The 17,526-nt window shown below is 69.6% G+C and carries 19 protein-coding genes; 14 read left to right on the top strand and 5 right to left on the bottom strand.

What is annotated here, in order from left to right:
* Window positions 1–19: 19 nt before the first annotated feature.
* The 7 genes from QZV97_RS07270 to QZV97_RS07240 all read left to right on the top strand — a co-directional run bounded on the left by QZV97_RS07270 (window position 20) and on the right by QZV97_RS07240 (window position 7,172).
* Window positions 20–538, top strand: coding sequence for an Lrp/AsnC ligand binding domain-containing protein (locus tag QZV97_RS07270; protein WP_295640652.1), 519 nt, complete (start codon window positions 20–22; stop codon window positions 536–538).
* Between the two features lie 70 nt (window positions 539–608).
* On the top strand, window positions 609–2,360 hold the full coding sequence (locus tag QZV97_RS07265; RefSeq protein WP_295640650.1) for an MFS transporter: 1,752 nt from the start codon (window positions 609–611) through the stop codon (window positions 2,358–2,360).
* A gap of 152 nt (window positions 2,361–2,512) precedes the next feature.
* Complete coding sequence (locus QZV97_RS07260; protein WP_295640648.1) at window positions 2,513–3,283, top strand: ABC transporter ATP-binding protein; 771 nt, start codon at window positions 2,513–2,515, stop codon at window positions 3,281–3,283.
* Window position 3,284: 1 nt separating this feature from the next.
* Window positions 3,285–4,004: an ABC transporter ATP-binding protein gene (locus QZV97_RS07255; RefSeq protein WP_295640646.1), complete on the top strand. Its 720-nt coding sequence runs from the start codon at window positions 3,285–3,287 to the stop codon at window positions 4,002–4,004.
* Window positions 4,005–4,044: 40 nt separating this feature from the next.
* Window positions 4,045–5,265, top strand: coding sequence for an ABC transporter substrate-binding protein (locus QZV97_RS07250; RefSeq protein WP_295640644.1), 1,221 nt, complete (start codon window positions 4,045–4,047; stop codon window positions 5,263–5,265).
* Between the two features lie 33 nt (window positions 5,266–5,298).
* Window positions 5,299–6,183: a branched-chain amino acid ABC transporter permease gene (locus tag QZV97_RS07245; RefSeq protein ID WP_295640642.1), complete on the top strand. Its 885-nt coding sequence runs from the start codon at window positions 5,299–5,301 to the stop codon at window positions 6,181–6,183.
* Entirely contained in the window at window positions 6,180–7,172 is a 993-nt protein-coding gene (locus QZV97_RS07240) for a branched-chain amino acid ABC transporter permease (protein WP_295640640.1), read from the top strand. Before QZV97_RS07245 ends, QZV97_RS07240 begins: the two co-directional genes overlap by 4 nt.
* A 1-nt stretch (window position 7,173) precedes the next feature.
* On the opposite strand, the gene QZV97_RS07235 is transcribed toward QZV97_RS07240, so the two are convergent.
* Window positions 7,174–7,872, bottom strand: a complete 699-nt coding sequence (locus QZV97_RS07235; RefSeq protein WP_295640638.1) for a YggS family pyridoxal phosphate-dependent enzyme — start codon at window positions 7,870–7,872, stop codon at window positions 7,174–7,176.
* A gap of 51 nt (window positions 7,873–7,923) precedes the next feature.
* Here QZV97_RS07235 and QZV97_RS07230 point away from each other — a divergent pair, with 51 nt between their 5' ends.
* The 4 genes from QZV97_RS07230 (at window position 7,924) to QZV97_RS07215 (ending at window position 11,711) form a co-directional block, all read left to right on the top strand.
* On the top strand, window positions 7,924–8,967 hold the full coding sequence (locus tag QZV97_RS07230; RefSeq protein WP_295640636.1) for a type IV pilus twitching motility protein PilT: 1,044 nt from the start codon (window positions 7,924–7,926) through the stop codon (window positions 8,965–8,967).
* Window positions 8,968–9,001: 34 nt separating this feature from the next.
* On the top strand, window positions 9,002–9,583 hold the full coding sequence (locus tag QZV97_RS07225) for a cyclic nucleotide-binding domain-containing protein (protein ID WP_295640634.1): 582 nt from the start codon (window positions 9,002–9,004) through the stop codon (window positions 9,581–9,583).
* 33 nt (window positions 9,584–9,616) lie between these two features.
* The gene (locus QZV97_RS07220; protein ID WP_295640631.1) at window positions 9,617–10,753 is read left to right on the top strand and encodes a PilT/PilU family type 4a pilus ATPase; all 1,137 of its coding nucleotides are present in this window, start codon (window positions 9,617–9,619) and stop codon (window positions 10,751–10,753) included.
* 64 nt (window positions 10,754–10,817) lie between these two features.
* On the top strand, window positions 10,818–11,711 hold the full coding sequence (locus QZV97_RS07215; protein ID WP_295640629.1) for an NAD(P)-dependent oxidoreductase: 894 nt from the start codon (window positions 10,818–10,820) through the stop codon (window positions 11,709–11,711).
* Between the two features lie 33 nt (window positions 11,712–11,744).
* Here QZV97_RS07215 and QZV97_RS07210 read toward each other — a convergent pair whose 3' ends face one another.
* From QZV97_RS07210 to QZV97_RS07200, 3 genes are read right to left on the bottom strand one after another with little or no spacing between them, the layout of a single operon-like run.
* Window positions 11,745–12,395 carry a BON domain-containing protein gene (locus QZV97_RS07210; RefSeq protein WP_295640627.1) on the bottom strand — a complete coding sequence of 217 codons (651 nt, stop codon included), beginning with the start codon at window positions 12,393–12,395 and terminating at the stop codon, window positions 11,745–11,747.
* Window positions 12,392–12,988, bottom strand: a complete 597-nt coding sequence (locus tag QZV97_RS07205) for a phosphoheptose isomerase (RefSeq protein WP_295640625.1) — start codon at window positions 12,986–12,988, stop codon at window positions 12,392–12,394. Before QZV97_RS07205 ends, QZV97_RS07210 begins: the two co-directional genes overlap by 4 nt.
* A gap of 59 nt (window positions 12,989–13,047) precedes the next feature.
* Window positions 13,048–13,416, bottom strand: coding sequence for a YraN family protein (locus QZV97_RS07200; protein WP_295640623.1), 369 nt, complete (start codon window positions 13,414–13,416; stop codon window positions 13,048–13,050).
* Between QZV97_RS07200 and rsmI the strand changes: the two genes are divergently transcribed.
* Entirely contained in the window at window positions 13,409–14,347 is a 939-nt protein-coding gene (gene rsmI / locus QZV97_RS07195) for a 16S rRNA (cytidine(1402)-2'-O)-methyltransferase (RefSeq protein WP_295640621.1), read from the top strand. The genes QZV97_RS07200 and rsmI overlap by 8 nt on opposite strands.
* Before the next feature lie 8 nt (window positions 14,348–14,355).
* On the opposite strand, the gene QZV97_RS07190 is transcribed toward rsmI, so the two are convergent.
* On the bottom strand, window positions 14,356–14,691 hold the full coding sequence (locus QZV97_RS07190; protein WP_295640618.1) for a hypothetical protein: 336 nt from the start codon (window positions 14,689–14,691) through the stop codon (window positions 14,356–14,358).
* 143 nt (window positions 14,692–14,834) lie between these two features.
* Here QZV97_RS07190 and tldD point away from each other — a divergent pair, with 143 nt between their 5' ends.
* Together tldD and QZV97_RS07180 are read left to right on the top strand one after the other, a co-directional pair.
* On the top strand, window positions 14,835–16,298 hold the full coding sequence (tldD, locus tag QZV97_RS07185) for a metalloprotease TldD (protein ID WP_295640616.1): 1,464 nt from the start codon (window positions 14,835–14,837) through the stop codon (window positions 16,296–16,298).
* Complete coding sequence (locus QZV97_RS07180) at window positions 16,295–17,512, top strand: threonine ammonia-lyase (RefSeq protein ID WP_295640614.1); 1,218 nt, start codon at window positions 16,295–16,297, stop codon at window positions 17,510–17,512. The genes tldD and QZV97_RS07180 overlap by 4 nt, the downstream gene beginning before the upstream one ends.
* The last annotated feature ends 14 nt before the right edge of the window (window positions 17,513–17,526 follow it).

Here is a 17,526-nt window from a genome sequence, read left to right as displayed (position 1 = left end):
TGAATCTTTCGCCAAGAACATGGCCAACAGCCGACATAAATCCAGCGAAGCGCCCACTGAAGCGTCCGTGCGGACCATCGAGGGCCTGGACCGCACCGACCAGCGCATCCTGCGCGTGCTGCAGGCCGACGGCCGCATCACCAACCTCGAGCTGGCGCAGCAGGTCCACCTGTCGCCGACCGCGGTGCTCGAGCGCGTGAAGCGCCTGACCCGCGAGGGCTACATCCTCGGCTACGAGGCGCGCCTGAACCCGGCGCGGCTGGGCGCCGGCATGCTGGTCTTCATCGAGGTGATGCTCGACCGCACGGCGCCCGACGTGATGGAGAGCTTCCGCGCCGCGGTGCAGGTGCGGCCCGAGATCCTGGAGTGCCATCTCGTGGCCGGCGGCTTCGACTACCTGATCAAGACCCGCGTGGCCGACATGGCCGCCTACCGCGAGATGCTGGCCAGCGTCATCTGGGCCCTGCCCGGCGTGCGCGAGACGCGGACCTACGCCGTGATGGAAGAAGTGAAGAACACCACTGCCTTGCCGATCTAGCCATCAGGCTGCAGACCGCTGCGGACGCGCCCTTGAAAGAGAATCGCGCGGCCACGGAACCACCCCCACCATGCGCCTGCCCAATCTGCTTGCCACCACCCGTGGCCGCCTCACCGCCTTCTTCTGCCTCTACCTGACCGAGGGGCTGCCGCTGGGCTTCGCAGCCACCGCGGTCGCGACCCAGCTGCGGCGCCAGGGCGTCGGGCCGGCCGAGATCGGGCTCTTCGTCGGCTCGTTCTACCTGCCCTGGGCCTTCAAGTGGGCGTTCGGGCCCTTCATCGACGTGTTCGCGTCCGACCGCCTGGGCCGGCGCCGCGGCTGGATCCTCGGCACCCAGCTGATGATGGCGATCACGCTGATGTCCACCGTGCTGCTCAAGCTGCCGGAGCAGCTGGCGCTCTTCACCATGATCCTGCTGGTGCACAACAGCTTCGCGGCGATGCAGGATGTGGCCATCGACGCGCTGGCCGTCAACACGCTGCACGAGGACGAGCGCGGGCTGGCCAACGGGCTGATGTTCGCCGGCGCGGCCATCGGCCAGGTGATCGGCGGCAGCGGCGTGCTGTTCCTGTCGGGCTACACGGGCTTCCAGCCGACCTTCTTCTTCGTGGCCGGCTGCATCCTCGCGGTGACCGTGCTGGTGGTGCTGCCGCTGCGCGAGCCGGCCGGCCCGCCGCGGCCGGCGGTCGTCGGCCCGAAGCTGCGCGCCGCGGGACGCGAGATGCGCGACTTCGCGGTCAGCTCCTTCCGGTCCTTCCTCGGCTCGCGCGGCGCCTTCAGCGGGCTGTTCTACGCGCTGCTGCCGCCGGGCGCGATGTGTCTGGGCCTGGCGCTGCAATCCAACCTGGCGGTGGAGCTGGGCATGGACGACGACCAGGTGGCCTGGCTCAACCTGTGCTCGGGCGGCATCAACGCGGCCTTCATGGTGATCGGCGGCCGCCTGTCGGACCGCTACGGCCGACGCCGCATGAACTTCATCTACATCGCGATGATGGGCCTGCCGGTGCTGTACCTGGCCAACGTGCTGGCCGGCGCCGGCTGGATCATGCCGGTGGCGCTGGACGCCGCCAACCGCCCCGAGGTCCCGGCCGCGCTGCTGGCCGCCTTCTGGACCGCGACGCTGGCCTACAACGCGGTCAACGGCCTGATGTACGGCACCAATGCCGCGATGTACATGGACGTGACCAACCCGCGCGTGGCCGGCACCCAGTTCACCGCCTACATGGCGCTGATGAACCTGGCCATCGCCTACTCGGCGATCTGGCAAGGCATCGCGATCGAGGCCTGGGGCTATCCGAAGACGATGGTGATCGACGCGATCTTCGGCCTGAGCTGCCTGCTGCTGATCCCGCTGATGCGCAAGGCCAATACCGACGGCGGCTACGCGGCCGATGGCGCCGCGGCGCCGCGCGCCCGCGGCCTGGCGGCCCTGCTGGGGGTGATGTGCCTGGCCTGGCTGCCCTACTCGACCTGGCAGGAGCTGGCCGGCGCCGCCCGGCCCATCGTCAGCATCTTCTTCACGCTCGTCTTCGTCGGCTCGGCGGTGTTCCTGCTGGCCGGCGCGGCGGTGCTGGGCGGCACGGCACGGCGCCTGTCGCGCGTCGCGCCGTGGGTCGCGCTGCTGCTGCTGGTCATGCATGCGCGCAACCACGTCGACACGATCGCCGGCTGGCTGGGCGTCGGCGCAGACAGCCTGCGGCCGGTGGCGACGGTCGGCTTCGACGTCGTCGCGCTGCTGGGAGGTGTGGTGCTGCTGCTGCACGCACTGCAGCCCTGGTCTCCGCTGCGCGAAACCGGCGACGCGACAGCGCCGGCGCACTGAGCCGCGACGACGCTTCGCGCACCAGCGGACCGGGCTGCGCGCGGCCGCCCGCGGGTGCGGGTTGACCCTGCGCAGACCCGCATAAGTGGAACCCCGCCTGTTGCAGCGCAACACCGCTGCTTACAGTGCGGCTCCTTGTCGACCCGGCCCGCATGAGCGACTTCATCCTCGAGACGCGCGACCTCACGAAGGAGTTCAAGGGCTTCACGGCCGTGGACCGCGTGAACCTGCAGGTGCAGCGCGGCCACATCCATGCGCTGATCGGGCCCAACGGGGCGGGCAAGACCACCTGCTTCAACCTGCTGACGAAGTTCCTGTCGCCCACGCGCGGCAGCATCCACTTCAACGGCCACGACATCACCGGCGAGAACTCCGCCCACATCGCCCGGCGCGGCGTGATCCGCTCCTTCCAGATCTCGGCCGTCTTCCCGCACCTGAGCGTGCTGGAGAACGTGCGCATCGGCCTGCAGCGCTTCACCGGCACCTCCTTCCAGTTCTGGCGCGGCCTGGGCGAGCTGAAGCGCCTCGACGGCAAGGTGCTCGAGCTGCTGGAGCTGGTCGACCTGCGCGACATGGCCCACCTCAAGGCCGTCGACCTGCCCTACGGGCGCAAGCGCGCGCTGGAGATCGCCACCACCATGGCGATGGAGCCCGAGCTCATGCTGCTGGACGAGCCGACCCAGGGCATGGGCCACGAGGACGTCGAGCGCGTCACCAGGCTGATCAAGCGCGTCGCCGAAGGGCGCACCGTGCTGATGGTCGAGCACAACATGAAGGTCGTCGCCAGCATCGCCGACCGCATCACCGTGCTGGCGCGCGGCGCGGTGCTGGCCGAGGGCGACTACGCCGCGGTGTCGAAGCATCCCGCGGTGCTGGAGGCCTACATGGGCACCGAGGCGACCGAGTTGCAGGGCGCGCACTGACATGTCGACCGAGACGCCCGCGATCGAGATCCGCGACCTGAACGCCTGGTACGGCGAGAGCCACATCCTGCACGGCGTGAACCTGACGGTGCCGCGCGGCCAGGTCGTCACGCTGCTGGGGCGCAACGGCGCCGGGCGCACCACGACGCTGCGCGCGATCATGGGCCTGACCGGGGCACGCAAGGGCTCCGTCAAGGTGCACGGCCAGGAGAGCATCGGCCTGCCCACGCACCGCATCGCCCACCTCGGCATCGGCTACTGCCCCGAGGAGCGCGGCATCTTCGCCTCGCTGTCGGCCGAGGAGAACCTGCACCTGCCGCCGCGACTGCCGGGCGGGCGCGGCAAGGCGATGAGCGAGGCCGAGATCTACGCGATGTTCCCCAACCTGGCCGAGCGCAAGGCCAGCCAGGGCACGCGGCTGTCGGGCGGCGAGCAGCAGATGCTGGCGGTCGCGCGCATCCTGCGCACGGGCGCCGACATCCTGCTGCTCGACGAGATCTCCGAAGGGCTCGCCCCGGTCATCGTGCAGGCGCTGGCGCGCATGATCCGCGCCCTCAAGGCCCAGGGCTTCACCATCGTGATGGTGGAGCAGAACTTCCGCTTCGCCGCGCCGCTGGCCGACCACTTCCACGTGATCGAGCACGGCCACGTGGCGCTGTCCTTTCCCGCGTCCGAGCTCGCCGCCCAACAGGCAGCGCTCGACGAGTTGCTCAGCGTCTGAACGGACGCGCTTCCTCGCTCAACACCCCAAGGAGACCTGCATGACCCACGTCCTGAAGCGCATTGCCCTGGCCGCCTCCGCGGCCTGCGGTCTCACCGTCGCCGCCACCGCGGCGCACGCCCAGGTCTCCGGCGATGTCGTCAGGATCGGCATCATCACCGACATGTCGGGCCTGTACGCCGACATCGACGGCGCCGGCGGCGTCGAGGCCATCAAGATGGCCGTCGCCGACATGAAGGGCATGGCGGCCGGCAAGAAGGTCGAGGTCATCTTCGCCGACCACCAGAACAAGGCCGACGTCGCCGCCAGCAAGGCGCGCGAGTGGTTCGACACGCAGGGCGTCGACATGCTGGTCGGCGGCACCAACTCGGGCGCCAACCTCGCCATGGCCAAGGTCGCGGCCGAGAAGAAGAAGACCTTCATCTCGATCGGTGCCGCCAGCGCGCGCCTGACCAACGAGGACTGCACGCCCTACACGATCCACTACGCCTACGACACGGTCGCGCTGGCCAACGGCACCGGCAACGCGGTGGTCAAGTCGGGCGGCAAGACCTGGTACTTCCTGACCGCCGACTACGCCTTCGGCGCCTCGCTGCAGAACGACACCTCGTCGGTGGTGACGAAGGCCGGCGGCACCATCGTCGGCAGCGTCAAGCACCCCCTGTCGGCCAGCGACTTCTCGTCCTTCCTGCTGCAGGCGCAGTCGAGCAAGGCGCAGATCCTGGGCCTGGCCAACGCCGGTGGCGACACGATCAACTCGATCAAGGCGGCCAACGAGTTCGGCATCACCAAGACGATGAAGCTGGCCGGCCTGCTGATGTTCATCAACGACATCCATGCGCTGGGCCTGAAGGCCACCGAAGGCATGTACCTGACCGACGGCTGGTACTGGAACCAGAGCGCCGAGTCGCGTGCCTGGAGCCGCCGCTTCTTCGAGAAGATGAAGCGCATGCCGTCGATGATCCAGGCCGGCGACTACTCGGCCACGATGCACTACCTCAAGGCCATCGAGGCGACCAAGACCGACGACGCCGACAAGGTCATCGCGCAGATGAAGGCCACGCCGGTCAACGACATGTTCGCCAAGGGCGGCAAGATCGGCCCGGACGGCCGCCACCGCTACGACATGTACCTGATGCAGGTGAAGGCGCAGTCGGCGTCGACCGAGCCCTGGGACTACTACAACGTGATCCAGAAGATCCCGGGCGACGACGCCTACACCAAGCTGGCCGACAGCAAGTGCCCGCTGGTCAAGAAGTGATCCCGGAACGGACGACGGACTGAGACGGTCGCGATGGAGATCTTCGGCATTCCGCTGTCCGCGTTCCTGAGCCAGCTGCTGCTGGGCCTGGTGAACGGCTCGTTCTACGCGATGCTGTCGCTGGGCCTGGCGGTGATCTTCGGCATGCTCAACATCATCAACTTCGCCCACGGGGCGCTGTACATGATGGGGGCCTTCCTGGCCTGGATGGGGCTGGAGTACCTGGGCCTGAACTACTGGGCCATGCTGCTGCTGGCCCCGCTGGTGGTGGGCGTGCTGGGCATCCTGATCGAGCGGCTGCTGCTGCAGTGGCTCTACAAGCTGGACCACCTCTACGGCCTGCTGCTGACCTTCGGCATCACGCTGGTGACCGAGGGCGTGTTCCGCAGCTTCTACGGCGTCTCGGGCCAGCCCTACCCGGTGCCCGACGCGCTGCAGGGCGCCACCAACCTCGGCTTCATGATCCTGCCGAACTACCGCGCCTGGGTCGTCGTCGCCTCGATCGTGGTGTGCCTGGCGGTGTGGGCGCTGATCGAGAAGACCTCGCTGGGGGCCACGCTGCGCGCCGGCACCGAGAACCCGCGGCTGGTGCAGGCCTTCGGGATCAACGTGCCGCGCATGATCACGCTGACCTATGCGGGCGGGGTGGCGCTGGCGGCCTTCGCCGGGGTGCTGGCCGCGCCCATCCTGCAGGTCTCGCCGCTGATGGGCAGCAACCTGATCATCGTGGTGTTCGCGGTGGTGGTGATCGGCGGCATGGGCTCCATCCTCGGCTCCATCCTCACGGGCCTGGGCCTGGGCGTGGTCGAGGGCCTGACCAAGGTGTTCTACCCCGAGGCCTCGAGCACCGTCGTGTTCGTCGTCATGGCCATCGTGCTGCTGGTGCGTCCGGCGGGGCTGTTCGGTAAAGAGAAATGACGACTCCCTCCGCCGCGAAATCGCCGCTGATCGGCTACGCCGCGCTGTTCCTCGCGATCGCGCTGCTGCCGGCGATCGGCGCCTACCCGATCTTCGTGATGAAGGTGATGTGCTACGCGCTGTTCGCGTGCGCCTTCAACCTGCTGATCGGCTTCACCGGCCTGCTGAGTTTCGGCCACGCGGCCTTCCTCGGCATGGCGGCCTACACCGCCGGGCACGCGCTCAAGGTCTGGGGCTTCCCGGCGCCGCTGGGCCTGCTGTTCGGCACCGCGATGGCGGCGCTGACCGGACTGGCCTTCGGCTGGCTGGCCATCCGCCGCAGCGGCATCTACTTCTCGATGATCACGCTGGCGCTGGCGCAGATGCTGTTCTTCTACTTCCTGCAGGCGCCCTTCACCGGCGGCGAGGACGGCCTGCAGTCGGTGCCGCGCGGCAACTTCCTCGGCCTCGACCTGGCGTCCGACCTGACGCTGTACTACGTGGTGCTGGCGATCTTCATCGGCGCCTTCTGGCTGATCTACCGCACCGTGCACTCGCCCTTCGGCCAGGTGCTGACCTCGATCCGCGAGAACGAGGCGCGCGCAGTCTCGCTGGGCTACGACGTCGAGCGTTTCAAGCTCGTCGCCTTCGTGCTGTCGGCGGCGCTGGCCGGGCTGGCCGGCGCGACCAAGACCCTGGTGCTGGGCTTCGCGACGCTGACCGACGCGGTCTGGACCACCTCGGGCGCGGTGATCCTGATGACCCTGGTCGGCGGCATGGGCACGATGATCGGCCCGATCGTCGGCGCGCTGGTCATCATCGCGCTGGAGAACAAGATCGGCGACCTGGGCAAGGCGCTGGCCGAGACCACCGGCATCGCCTGGTTCAACGGCCTGGGCGAGTCGGTGACCCTGGTCACCGGCCTGATCTTCATCGTCTGCGTGCTGGCCTTCCGCCGCGGGCTGGTCGGAGAGTTCGCCGAGCTCTGGCGCCGCTGGCGCAAGGCCTGAGTCAGGCCACCCGCGCCCGCGCGCCGAAGATCGCGGTGCCGATGCGCACGATCGTTGCGCCCTCCAGCACCGCGGCCTCCAGGTCGGCGGTCATGCCCATCGACAGGGTGTCCAGCGCCAGGCCGCGGCTGTTCAGGCATTCCAGCAGTTCGCGCAGGGCGTGGTGAGGGCGGCGTTGCGCCTCGCTGCCGTCGATCGGCTCGGGGATGGCCATCAGCCCGCGCAGCTTCAGCCGCGGCAGGGCGGCCATCGACCGCGCCAAAGCCTCGACCTCGCCCGGCGCGACGCCGCTCTTGCTGGCCTCGCCGCTGATGTTGACCTGCAGGCAGACCTGCAAGGGCGGCAGCGCGGCCGGGCGCTGCTCGCTGAGGCGCTGCGCGAGCTTCAGTCGGTCGACCGAGTGCACCCAGTCGAAGGCTTCGGCCACGGCGCGCGTCTTGTTGCTCTGTAGCGGACCGACCAGGTGCCACTGGAGCTGCGGCCGCAGGTCGGCCAGCGCGGCCATCTTGTCCAGCGCCTCCTGCACGTAGTTCTCGCCGAAGGCGCGTTGCCCGGCCGCCACCGCTGCACGCACCGCGTCGGGGCCTTGCGTCTTGCTGACCGCCAGCAGCGTGACGCTTGCCACGGGACGGCCGGCCGCATCGCAGGCGCGTGCGATGCGCCCGCTCACTTCTTGTATCTTGCTCGCGATCGTCGCCATAATCTTCCAGCCCTCTGCCGCGAGGCGCGTGACGCGCCTGCACCATCATCCATGGACATCACCCAGCTGTTGGCCTTCTCGGTCAAGAACAAGGCCTCCGACCTGCACTTGTCCGCCGGCCTGCCGCCGATGATCCGCGTGCACGGCGACGTGCGGCGCATCAACGTGGACCCGCTCGACCACAAGAGCGTCCACGACATGGTGTACGACATCATGAACGATGCGCAGCGCAAGGCCTACGAGGAGACGCTGGAGTGCGACTTCTCGTTCGAGATCCAGGGCCTGGCGCGCTTTCGCGTCAACGCCTTCAACCAGAACCGCGGCGCCGGCGCGGTGTTCCGGACGATTCCGTCGAAGATCCTGACGCTCGAGCAGCTGAACACACCGAAGGTCTTCGCCGAGCTGGCGCTCAAGCCGCGCGGCCTGGTGCTCGTCACCGGCCCGACCGGCTCGGGCAAGTCGACCACGCTGGCGGCGATGGTCAACCACCTCAACGAGAACGAGTACGGCCACGTGCTGACCGTCGAGGACCCGATCGAGTTCGTGCACGACTCCAAGCGCTGCCTGATCAACCAGCGCGAGGTCGGGCCGCACACGCTGTCGTTCAGCAACGCGCTGCGCTCGGCGCTGCGCGAGGACCCGGACGCGATCCTGGTCGGCGAAATGCGCGACCTGGAGACCATCCGCCTGGCGCTGACCGCCGCCGAGACCGGCCACCTGGTGTTCGGCACGCTGCACACCAGCAGCGCCGCCAAGACCATCGACCGCGTGATCGACGTCTTCCCGGCAGCCGAGAAGGACATGGTGCGCGCGATGCTGTCGGAGTCGCTGATCGGCGTGATCTCGCAGACGCTGTGCAAGCTGAAGGACGGCAGCGGCCGCGTGGCCGCGCACGAGATCATGCTGGGCACGCCGGCGATCCGCAACCTGATCCGCGAGGCCAAGGTCGCGCAGATGTACAGCTCGATCCAGACCGGCAACAGCATGGGCATGCAGACCCTGGACCAGAACCTGTCCGACCTGGTGCGCCGCAACATCATCACGCCCGCCGAGGCGCGCGGCAAGGCCAAGTCGCCCGAGAACTTCCCGGGCTGAGCCGCGGCTCGCCTCGCCCAGCGGTCGTGCCGTCGTGAAGAAATCGCCTGACCGAGACGCCGAGGCCGAGCCCGCGGGCGACGACGCGCTGGCGCCGGTCGGCTGGCCGGACCGCGCCGCCGCCATCGGCGCGCGGCCCCTCGATGCCAGCCAGGGCGCGGCCTTGTTCGTCCAGCTGTGGCAGGCCGACAGCCACGCGCTGGACCTCGCCCCCGGCGAGTTGCAGCGACTGGCCGGCTTCCTCGACTACGTCAGCGTGCCGGCCGGCGCCCAGCTGATCGGCCAGGACGAGCAGGGCGACTACCTGCTGGTGGTGCTCGAGGGGCGGATCGCCGTCGAGCGCGTCCCGGCCGGCGGTGCCCGCACGCGTCTGGCCGAGGTGCGTGCCGGCGACATGGTCGGCGAGATGTCGATGCTCGACGCCGGCTCGCGCTTCTCGGCCTGCACCACGATCACGCCCTGCCTGCTGGCCGTCCTGGAAGCGCCGCGCTTCGAGGCCCTGATGGCCGCGGAACCGCGGCTGGCGCTGGCCCTGCTGGCGTCGCTGGCGAGACGTTTGTCCTTGCGGTTGCGCCAGGTCGGCGCCAGACTGTCAGCCTTGTTGTCCGGCGGTTGAACCCCGACCGCCGGTGGTGAAAGGGAGTCCTCGATGGAACGCGATCAAGCGTCGAAATTCGTCAACGACCTGCTGCGCCTGCTGGTCGCTCGCGCCGGCTCGGACCTGTTCCTGACCGCGGACTTCCCGCCGGCCATCAAGGTCGACGGCCGGGTGACCAAGGTGTCGCCGCAGCCGCTGACGCCGCAGCACACGATCGCGCTGGCGCGGTCGATCATGAACGACAAGCAGGCGGCGGAGTTCGAGCGCAGCAAGGAGTGCAACTTCGCGGTCGCCCCCACCGGCATCGGGCGCTTCCGCGCCAACGCCTTCATGCAGCAGGGCAACGTCGGCCTCGTGCTGCGGACGATTCCTGCCAAGATCCCCACCATCGACGCGCTGGGCCTGCCGCAGATCCTGAAGGACGTGTCGGTCAGCAAGCGCGGCCTGGTGATCTTCGTCGGCGCCACCGGCTCGGGCAAGAGCACCTCGCTGGCCGCGATGGTCGACCACCGCAACGAGAACTCCTACGGCCACATCATCACGGTCGAGGATCCGGTCGAGTTCGTGCACCCGCACAAGAACTGCATCGTCACGCAGCGCGAGGTCGGCATCGACACCGACGGCTGGGAAGCGGCGCTGAAGAACACGCTGCGCCAGGCGCCCGATGTGATCCTGATGGGCGAGATCCGCGACCGCGAGACGATGGAGCATGCGGTCGCCTTCGCCGAGACCGGTCACCTGTGCATGGCCACGCTGCACGCCAACAGCGCCAATCAGGCGCTCGACCGCATCATCAACTTCTTCCCCGAGGAGCGCCGCGCCCAGCTGCTGATGGACCTGTCGCTGAACCTGAAGAGCCTGGTCTCGCAGCGCCTGGTGCCGCGCCAGGAAGGCAAGGGGCGCGTCGCGGCCGTGGAGATCATGCTGAACACGCCGCTGATCGCCGATCTGATCTTCAAGGGCGAGGTCACCGACATCAAGGAGCTGATGAAGCGCAGCCGCGAACTCGGCATGCAGACCTTCGACCAGAGCCTGTTCGACCTCTACGAAGGCCAGATGATCACGTACGAGGATGCGCTGCGCAACGCCGACTCGGTCAACGACCTGCGGCTGCAGATCAAGCTCAACAGCAACCGCGCGCGCAACGCCGACCTCGCGGCCGGCACCGAGCATCTCAGCATCGTTTAGGCGATCATTCGCCCGCATGGACGGCCTCGTCTCGAGGCCGTTTTCCTTTCCGGAGACGATGGCGATGAGCAGCAAGACCTACGACCCCGTTCCCTCGCAGACCGTGGCCTTCCTGGGCCTGGGTGTGATGGGCCACCCGATGGCCGGCCACCTGGCGCGCGCCGGGCACCGCGTGACCGTCTACAACCGCACCGCAGCGAAGGCGCAGGCCTGGGTCGCCGAGTACGGCGGTGCGAGTGCCCCCACGCCGCAGGCGGCCGCCGCCGGCGCCGACATCGTGTTCGCCTGCGTCGGCAACGATGCCGACCTGCGCGCCGTGACCGTCGGTGAGGCGGGGGCCTTCCACGGGATGAAGCCGGGCGCCGTGTTCGTCGACCACACGACCGCCTCGGCGGACATCGCGCGCGAACTGGCGGCCGCAGCCCAGGCCCGCGGTCTGGCCTTCATCGACGCGCCGGTCTCGGGCGGCAACCTCGGGGCGATCAACGGCATGCTGACCGTGATGTGCGGCGGCGACGCCGCCGCGTTCGCGAAGATCCAGCCGGTGGCGATGGCCTTCTCGAAGGCGGTCACGCTGCTGGGCGAGGCCGGCTCGGGGCAGCTGGCGAAGATGGTCAACCAGATCGCGATCGCCGGCCTGGTCCAGGGCCTGTCCGAGGCCATCGCCTTCGGCCAGAAGGCCGGCCTGGACATGAAGGCGGTGCTCGGCGTGATCGGCAAGGGCGCCGCGCAGAGCTGGCAGATGGACAACCGCGGCCCGACGATGATCGACGGCAAGTTCGACTTCGGCTTCGCGGTCGACTGGATGCGCAAGGACCTGGGCCTGTGCCTCGAGGAGGCCCAGCGCAACGGCGCGCGCCTGCCCGTCACGGCCCTGGTGGACCAGTTCTATGCCGACGTGCAGGCGATGGACGGCCGGCGCTGGGACACCTCGAGCCTGATCCGGCGGCTGGGCTGAGGACGGCCGCCGGCAGCCCGGCCGCAGTGCCGGTCAGCGTGCCGGCGTCGGGCTCGCCGGCGGCGCCGGCTTGGAGCGGTAACCGGCGAGTTCGTCCTCGGTGATGATCTCGAAGGCCTTGACGACCTTGGTGACTCCGGAGACGCCGCGGGCGATCGCGACGCCGCGGTCGGCCTCGCGCTCGGTGACGCGGCCCATCAGGTACACGACGCCCCGCTCGGTCACGACCTTGTAGGCGTTGGCGAAGATGTCCTTGGCGTCGACGTAGCTCGCCTTGACCTTGCTGGTGATCAGCGCGTCGTTCGAACGGTCGACCAGCGAGCTGTTGGGGGCGACCACCAGTTCGTTGAGCGTGGCGCGCACGTTCTCCAGCTTCGTGATCGCCGCCTCGGCCGCCGCCTTGTCGGCCTCGGTCGGCGCCTCGCCGGTCAGCAGCACGGTACGGTTGAAGCTGGTCACGTTGATGTGGCCGCGGTCGCCGATCGCCTCGCGGAAGCGCGGCGCCGCCTTCAGCTCGATCGACTGGTCTTCGAGCTGGGCCCCGGTGGTGCGACGATCGCTGTACGACAGCGCGCCGCCCACCGCCGCACCACCGATCAGCAGCGGCGCGCAGGCGCTCAAGCTGCCGGTCAGCAAGGCCGCGGCCAGCAGGGTCGGGACGAGGGAGGAGCGGAGAGGTCTCATGCGGGGTCCTGTTCGCCGAGCAGTTGCACGTCCACCGCATCGCACAGGCAGTGGATCGCGAGGATGTGAACTTCCTGGATGCGCGCGGTCCGCTCGTGCGGCACGCAGATGTTGACGTCGGTCTCCAGCAGGCGCTGGGCGAGCTTGCCGCCGTTGCGACCGGTCAGCGCGATGACGGTCATGTCCTTGTCGTGGGCCGCGTCGACGGCGGCCAGCACGTTGGCCGAGTTGCCGCTCGTGGTGATGGCCAGCAGCACGTCGCCCGGATTGCCGAGCGCCTGCACCTGCTTCGAGAAGACCGAGTTGTAGTCGTAATCGTTGCCGATCGCGGTCAGGATCGAGGTGTCGGTGTTGAGCGCGATGGCGGCCAGGCCGGGTCGCTCGCGTTCGAAGCGACCGACGAACTCCGCCGCGAAGTGCTGCGCGTCGCTGGCGGATCCGCCGTTGCCGCAGGCCAGCACCTTGCCGCCGGCAGTGATGCAGCCCAGCACGGCCTGCACCGCATCGGCGATCGGCTTGCTCAGGACCTCGGCGCACTGGTTCTTCAGGTCGGCACTGTCGAAGAAATGCCGCTGGATGCGTTGTTCAAGCATGCTCACGATGATATGACACCGCTTCGCGACCAGCGGTTCCGTACAGCTGTATCGAGCTGTCAGCCGGCGTCGAAGGCGGCCCGCAGCCACTCGAGCCGTTCGCCGTCGATCGCGACCACGTCGAAACGGCAGGGCGGCGGCGATGCGTAGCGCGTCAGGTAGTGGCGGGCCGCGTAGACCAGGCGCTGCCGCTTGGCCGCGGACACGCTGAAGGCCGCGCCGCCGTGGCGGGTGTCGCCGCGCCGGCGGACCTCGACGAAGACCAGGGTGCCGTCGCGCTCGCGCAGCACCAGGTCGATCTCGCCGCCGCGGGCCCGCGGGCCGGCGGCGACTCGATAATTGCGCTCCACCAGCTTCAGGCCGGCGCGCTGCAGGTGAGCCAGCGCACGGTCTTCCCCCTCGTCGCCTCGAGCCTTGGTCGTGAGCATCGATGCCTCTTTGATCCGGCAGGCCGCCGCCAGTGCGGCCGGCGCGCAGCAGTATCCCAAAGGCGCGCTCTACGTCGTCGCCACGCCGATCGGCAACCTGGCCGACCTGAGCCTGCGGGCGCTGCATGTGCTGGGACTGGTCGACGCTGTGGCCTGCGAGGACACGCGCGTCACGGGCGCGCTGCTGCGCCACTTCGGCATCGACAAGCCCCTGGTCGCGCTGCACGAGCACAACGAGGTCGAGGCTTCGCAGGCCGTGGTCGACCGGCTGGCGCGCGGCGAGCGCATCGCCTACGCCAGCGATGCCGGCACGCCGGCCGTCAGCGATCCCGGCGCCCGCCTGGTGGCCGCGGTGCAGGCCGCCGGCCATCGTGTGCTGCCGCTGCCGGGCGCCAGCAGCGTGACCGCCGCGCTCAGCGCGGCCGGCGATGCGCAGTCGCCGGGTTTTCGCTTCGTCGGCTTCCTGTCGCCCAAAGCCACCGAGCGGGCCGGCCAGCTGAATGCCCTGGCCGCCGAGTCGCAGACGCTGCTGCTGCTGGAATCACCGCATCGCATCGAGGCGCTAGCCGCCGCGCTGGCCGAGGCCATGCCGCTGCGCACGGTGACGCTGTGTCGCGAGCTCACCAAGCAGTTCGAGGCCATCGACCGCCTGCCGGCATCGGCGCTGCCGGGCTGGCTGGCGGCCGATCCGAACCGTTCGCGCGGCGAGTTCGTCGTGGTGTTGCACGCGACGACGGCGCCGGCAGCCGACCGGCCCGTCGATGCCGCCGAGCGACTGCTGCGCGTCCTGCTGGCGGCGCTGCCGCTGAAGCAGGCCGTCGCGCTGGCGGCCGAGGCGAGCGGCGCGCCGCGCAATGCGCTCTACCAGCGCGCGCTCGCCCTGAAGGCCGACGGTGGAACCGACGACGAGGCCGAGGACGGCGCGCGCTGAGCGGCGCTTCAGCGATGCCAGGCGGTCTGGCGATCGCGCAGTTCGCGCGTGATGTCGCGGTCGAGATCGCGCTCCAGCTGGGCGACCTGGCGGCGCTCCTGCGGGGTGTAGCGACCGTCGGCGCGGAATCGCCGCTCCAGCGCGTCGATGCGGTCCTGGCGCTGATTCAGCACGCGCGCTTCGTGCCGCGTCAGCGCGCCGCTGGCGAGGCCCTGACGGATGCGCTGGTCCTGCTGCCACTCGTGGCGGTCCGGCGCGGCAGCGCGGTACGGGGTGGCTTGGGCGATGCCGGTACCAGCCAGCGTGAGCAGGGCAAGGGCGGCCAGGGTGCGGGCGGTGTGCATGCGGTTTCCTTTCGCTGCGTTCGGTGGGACGACCCCACGTCTGCACAACGCGCCCGGGGCGGGCCGCCGCGGACCGCGATCGGTATCGCGGCGGTAAAGAAACTTCAAGCGCAGGGTGGTGGGCAGCTGCCTAGAATCGACCCATGATCTCTCGCGAACCCACCGTCGAGCGTCTGGCGGTCGCCAGAACGCTGCTGCTCGAGCCCTACGGTCTCGACGAAGGCAAGCTGGCCGGCGCGCTGCGCACGATCGGCGAGCACCGCATCGACGACGCCGACCTCTATTTCCAGTACACGCGCAGCGAAGGCTGGAGCCTGGAGGAAGGCATCGTCAAGAGCGGCAGCTTCGGCATCGACCAGGGCGTGGGCGTGCGCGCGGTGGTCGGCGAGAAGACCGCCTTCGCCTACAGCGACGACATCTCCGAGGCCGCGCTGCTGGACGCCGCGCGCACGGTGCGGACGATCGCGGCTTCGGGCGCGAGCCGCAAGGTCAAGGTCGGCGGCGCCGCCAAGCTGGCGGGCAGCCGCGTGCTCTACGCGCCGATGGACCCGATCGCCACGCTCGACAGCACGCAGAAGGTGGCGCTGCTCGAGAAGGTCGAGAAGATGGCGCGCGCCAAGGACCCGCGCATCGCCCAGGTGATGGCCGGCGTGGCGAGCGAGTACGACGTGGTGCTGGTGGCGCGCGCCGACGGCACGATCGCCGCCGACGTGCGCCCGCTGGTGCGCCTGTCGGTGACGGTGATCGCCGAGCAGAACGGTCGCCGCGAGATGGGCTCCAGCGGCGGCGGCGGGCGCTTCGGCCTCGGCTACTTCCACGACGACATGATCGCGGGCTATGTCGACCAGGCCGTCAACGCCGCGCTGACCAACCTCGAGAGCCGGCCCGCCAAGGCCGGCGAGATGACCGTGGTGCTGGGCCCGGGCTGGCCCGGCATCCTGCTGCACGAGGCCATCGGCCACGGCCTGGAAGGCGACTTCAACCGCAAGGGCTCGTCGGCCTTCAGCGGCAAGATCGGCCAGCGCGTTGCGGCCAAGGGGGTGACCGTGCTCGACGACGGCACCCTCCCCGACCGCCGCGGCTCGCTCAATGTCGACGACGAGGGCAACGCGACGCAGCGCAACGTGCTGATCGAGGATGGCATCCTGCGGGGCTACATCCAGGACTCGATGAACGCGCGCCTGATGAAGGTCGCCCCCACCGGCAACGGTCGCCGCGAGAGCTATGCGCACGTGCCGATGCCGCGCATGACCAACACCTACATGCTGGGCGGCGACAAGACCAGCGACGAGATCGTCGCGTCGATGAAGAAGGGCCTGTACGCCACCAACTTCGGCGGCGGCCAGGTCGACATCACCAGCGGCAAGTTCGTCTTCTCCGCCAGCGAAGCCTTCTGGGTCGAGAACGGCCGCATCCAGTACCCGGTCAAGGGTGCGACCATCATCGGCAACGGTCCGGATGCACTGACGCGCGTCAAGATGGTCGGCAACGACATGAAGCTCGACACCGGCGTCGGCACCTGCGGCAAGGAAGGCCAGAGCGTGCCGGTCGGCGTCGGTCAACCCACTCTGCGCATCGACGGTCTGACCGTCGGAGGCACGGCTTGAGCGTTGCGGCACCGGTCACGCTGGCCGATGTCGAAGCCGCTGCCGGGCGCCTGAGCGGCCAGGTGCTGGAGACGCCCTGCGTCGAGTCGAAGACGCTGTCGCAGATCACCGGCGCCCAGGTCTTCCTGAAATTCGAGAACCTGCAGTTCACCGCCTCCTTCAAGGAGCGCGGCGCGCTGAACAAGCTGCTGACGCTGGCCCGGGACGGCGCCTCCCTCAAAGGCGTGATCGCGGCCTCGGCAGGCAACCACGCCCAGGGCGTGGCCCACCACGCGCAACGGCTGGGCCTGCGCGCGGTGATCGTGATGCCGCTGCACACGCCGACGGTGAAGGTCGCGCGCACCCGCGGCTTCGGCGCCGAGGTGCTGCTGCACGGCGAGAGCTTCGACGAGGCGCGCGCCGAGGCCATGCGCGTCGCCGAGGCCGAAGGCCTGGCCTTCGTCCACCCCTTCGACGACCCGCTGGTGATCGCGGGCCAGGGCACGATCGCGCTCGAGATGCTGCGCCAGCAGCCCGACCTCGACACGCTGGTGATCGCCGTCGGCGGCGGCGGCATGATCTCCGGCATCGCCACGGTCGCGCGGGCCCTGAAACCCTCGCTGCAGATCGTCGGCGTGCAGACCTCGCGCTTCCCGGCGATGGTCAACGCGATCAAGGGCACGACCCATCCGCAAGGGTCGAGCACCATCGCCGAAGGCATCGCGGTCGGCGAGCCGGGGCGCCTCACGCGCGAGCTGATCAAGGCCCTGGTCGACGACATGGTGCTGGTCGACGAGGGCGACATCGAGCAGGCGATCGTGATGCTGCTCGAGATCGAGAAGACGCTCGTCGAAGGCGCCGGCGCCGCCGGCCTCGCCGCGCTGCTGAAGGATCCCCGGCGCTTCGCGGGCCGCAAGGTCGGCCTGGTGCTGTGCGGCGGCAACATCGACCCGCTGCTGCTGGCCGCGATCATCGAGCGCGGCATGGTGCGCGCCGGCCGCCTGGCGCGGATCCGCGTCGGCGCGCGCGATACGCCGGGCGCGCTGGCGCGCATCACCGCGGTGGTGGCCGAGGCTGGCGCCAACATCGAGGAGGTACATCACCAGCGCGCCTTCACGATGCTGGCGGCACTCAACGTCGAGGTCGAGCTGGTGCTGCAGACGCGCAACCACGAGCACATCGGTGCCGTGATTGCGGCACTGCAGGCCCAGGGCTTCGAGGCCGCGGCCTACTGACCGAAGACCGCGCG

This window comes from uncultured Methylibium sp. (assembly GCF_902826655.1).
Taxonomy (GTDB): domain Bacteria; phylum Pseudomonadota; class Gammaproteobacteria; order Burkholderiales; family Burkholderiaceae_C; genus Methylibium.
This window is presented reverse-complemented; position numbering and strand designations above follow the sequence as displayed.

Coding starts and splice junctions, on each gene's coding strand:
- QZV97_RS07270 (WP_295640652.1), top strand. CDS start 20: ATGGCCAACAGCCGACATAAATCCAGCGAAGCGCCCACTGAAGCGTCC.
- QZV97_RS07265 (WP_295640650.1), top strand. CDS start 609: ATGCGCCTGCCCAATCTGCTTGCCACCACCCGTGGCCGCCTCACCGCC.
- QZV97_RS07260 (WP_295640648.1), top strand. CDS start 2,513: ATGAGCGACTTCATCCTCGAGACGCGCGACCTCACGAAGGAGTTCAAG.
- QZV97_RS07255 (WP_295640646.1), top strand. CDS start 3,285: ATGTCGACCGAGACGCCCGCGATCGAGATCCGCGACCTGAACGCCTGG.
- QZV97_RS07250 (WP_295640644.1), top strand. CDS start 4,045: ATGACCCACGTCCTGAAGCGCATTGCCCTGGCCGCCTCCGCGGCCTGC.
- QZV97_RS07245 (WP_295640642.1), top strand. CDS start 5,299: ATGGAGATCTTCGGCATTCCGCTGTCCGCGTTCCTGAGCCAGCTGCTG.
- QZV97_RS07240 (WP_295640640.1), top strand. CDS start 6,180: ATGACGACTCCCTCCGCCGCGAAATCGCCGCTGATCGGCTACGCCGCG.
- QZV97_RS07235 (WP_295640638.1), bottom strand. CDS start 7,872: ATGGCGACGATCGCGAGCAAGATACAAGAAGTGAGCGGGCGCATCGCA.
- QZV97_RS07230 (WP_295640636.1), top strand. CDS start 7,924: ATGGACATCACCCAGCTGTTGGCCTTCTCGGTCAAGAACAAGGCCTCC.
- QZV97_RS07220 (WP_295640631.1), top strand. CDS start 9,617: ATGGAACGCGATCAAGCGTCGAAATTCGTCAACGACCTGCTGCGCCTG.
- QZV97_RS07215 (WP_295640629.1), top strand. CDS start 10,818: ATGAGCAGCAAGACCTACGACCCCGTTCCCTCGCAGACCGTGGCCTTC.
- QZV97_RS07210 (WP_295640627.1), bottom strand. CDS start 12,395: ATGAGACCTCTCCGCTCCTCCCTCGTCCCGACCCTGCTGGCCGCGGCC.
- QZV97_RS07205 (WP_295640625.1), bottom strand. CDS start 12,988: ATGCTTGAACAACGCATCCAGCGGCATTTCTTCGACAGTGCCGACCTG.
- QZV97_RS07200 (WP_295640623.1), bottom strand. CDS start 13,416: ATGCTCACGACCAAGGCTCGAGGCGACGAGGGGGAAGACCGTGCGCTG.
- QZV97_RS07190 (WP_295640618.1), bottom strand. CDS start 14,691: ATGCACACCGCCCGCACCCTGGCCGCCCTTGCCCTGCTCACGCTGGCT.
- tldD (WP_295640616.1), top strand. CDS start 14,835: ATGATCTCTCGCGAACCCACCGTCGAGCGTCTGGCGGTCGCCAGAACG.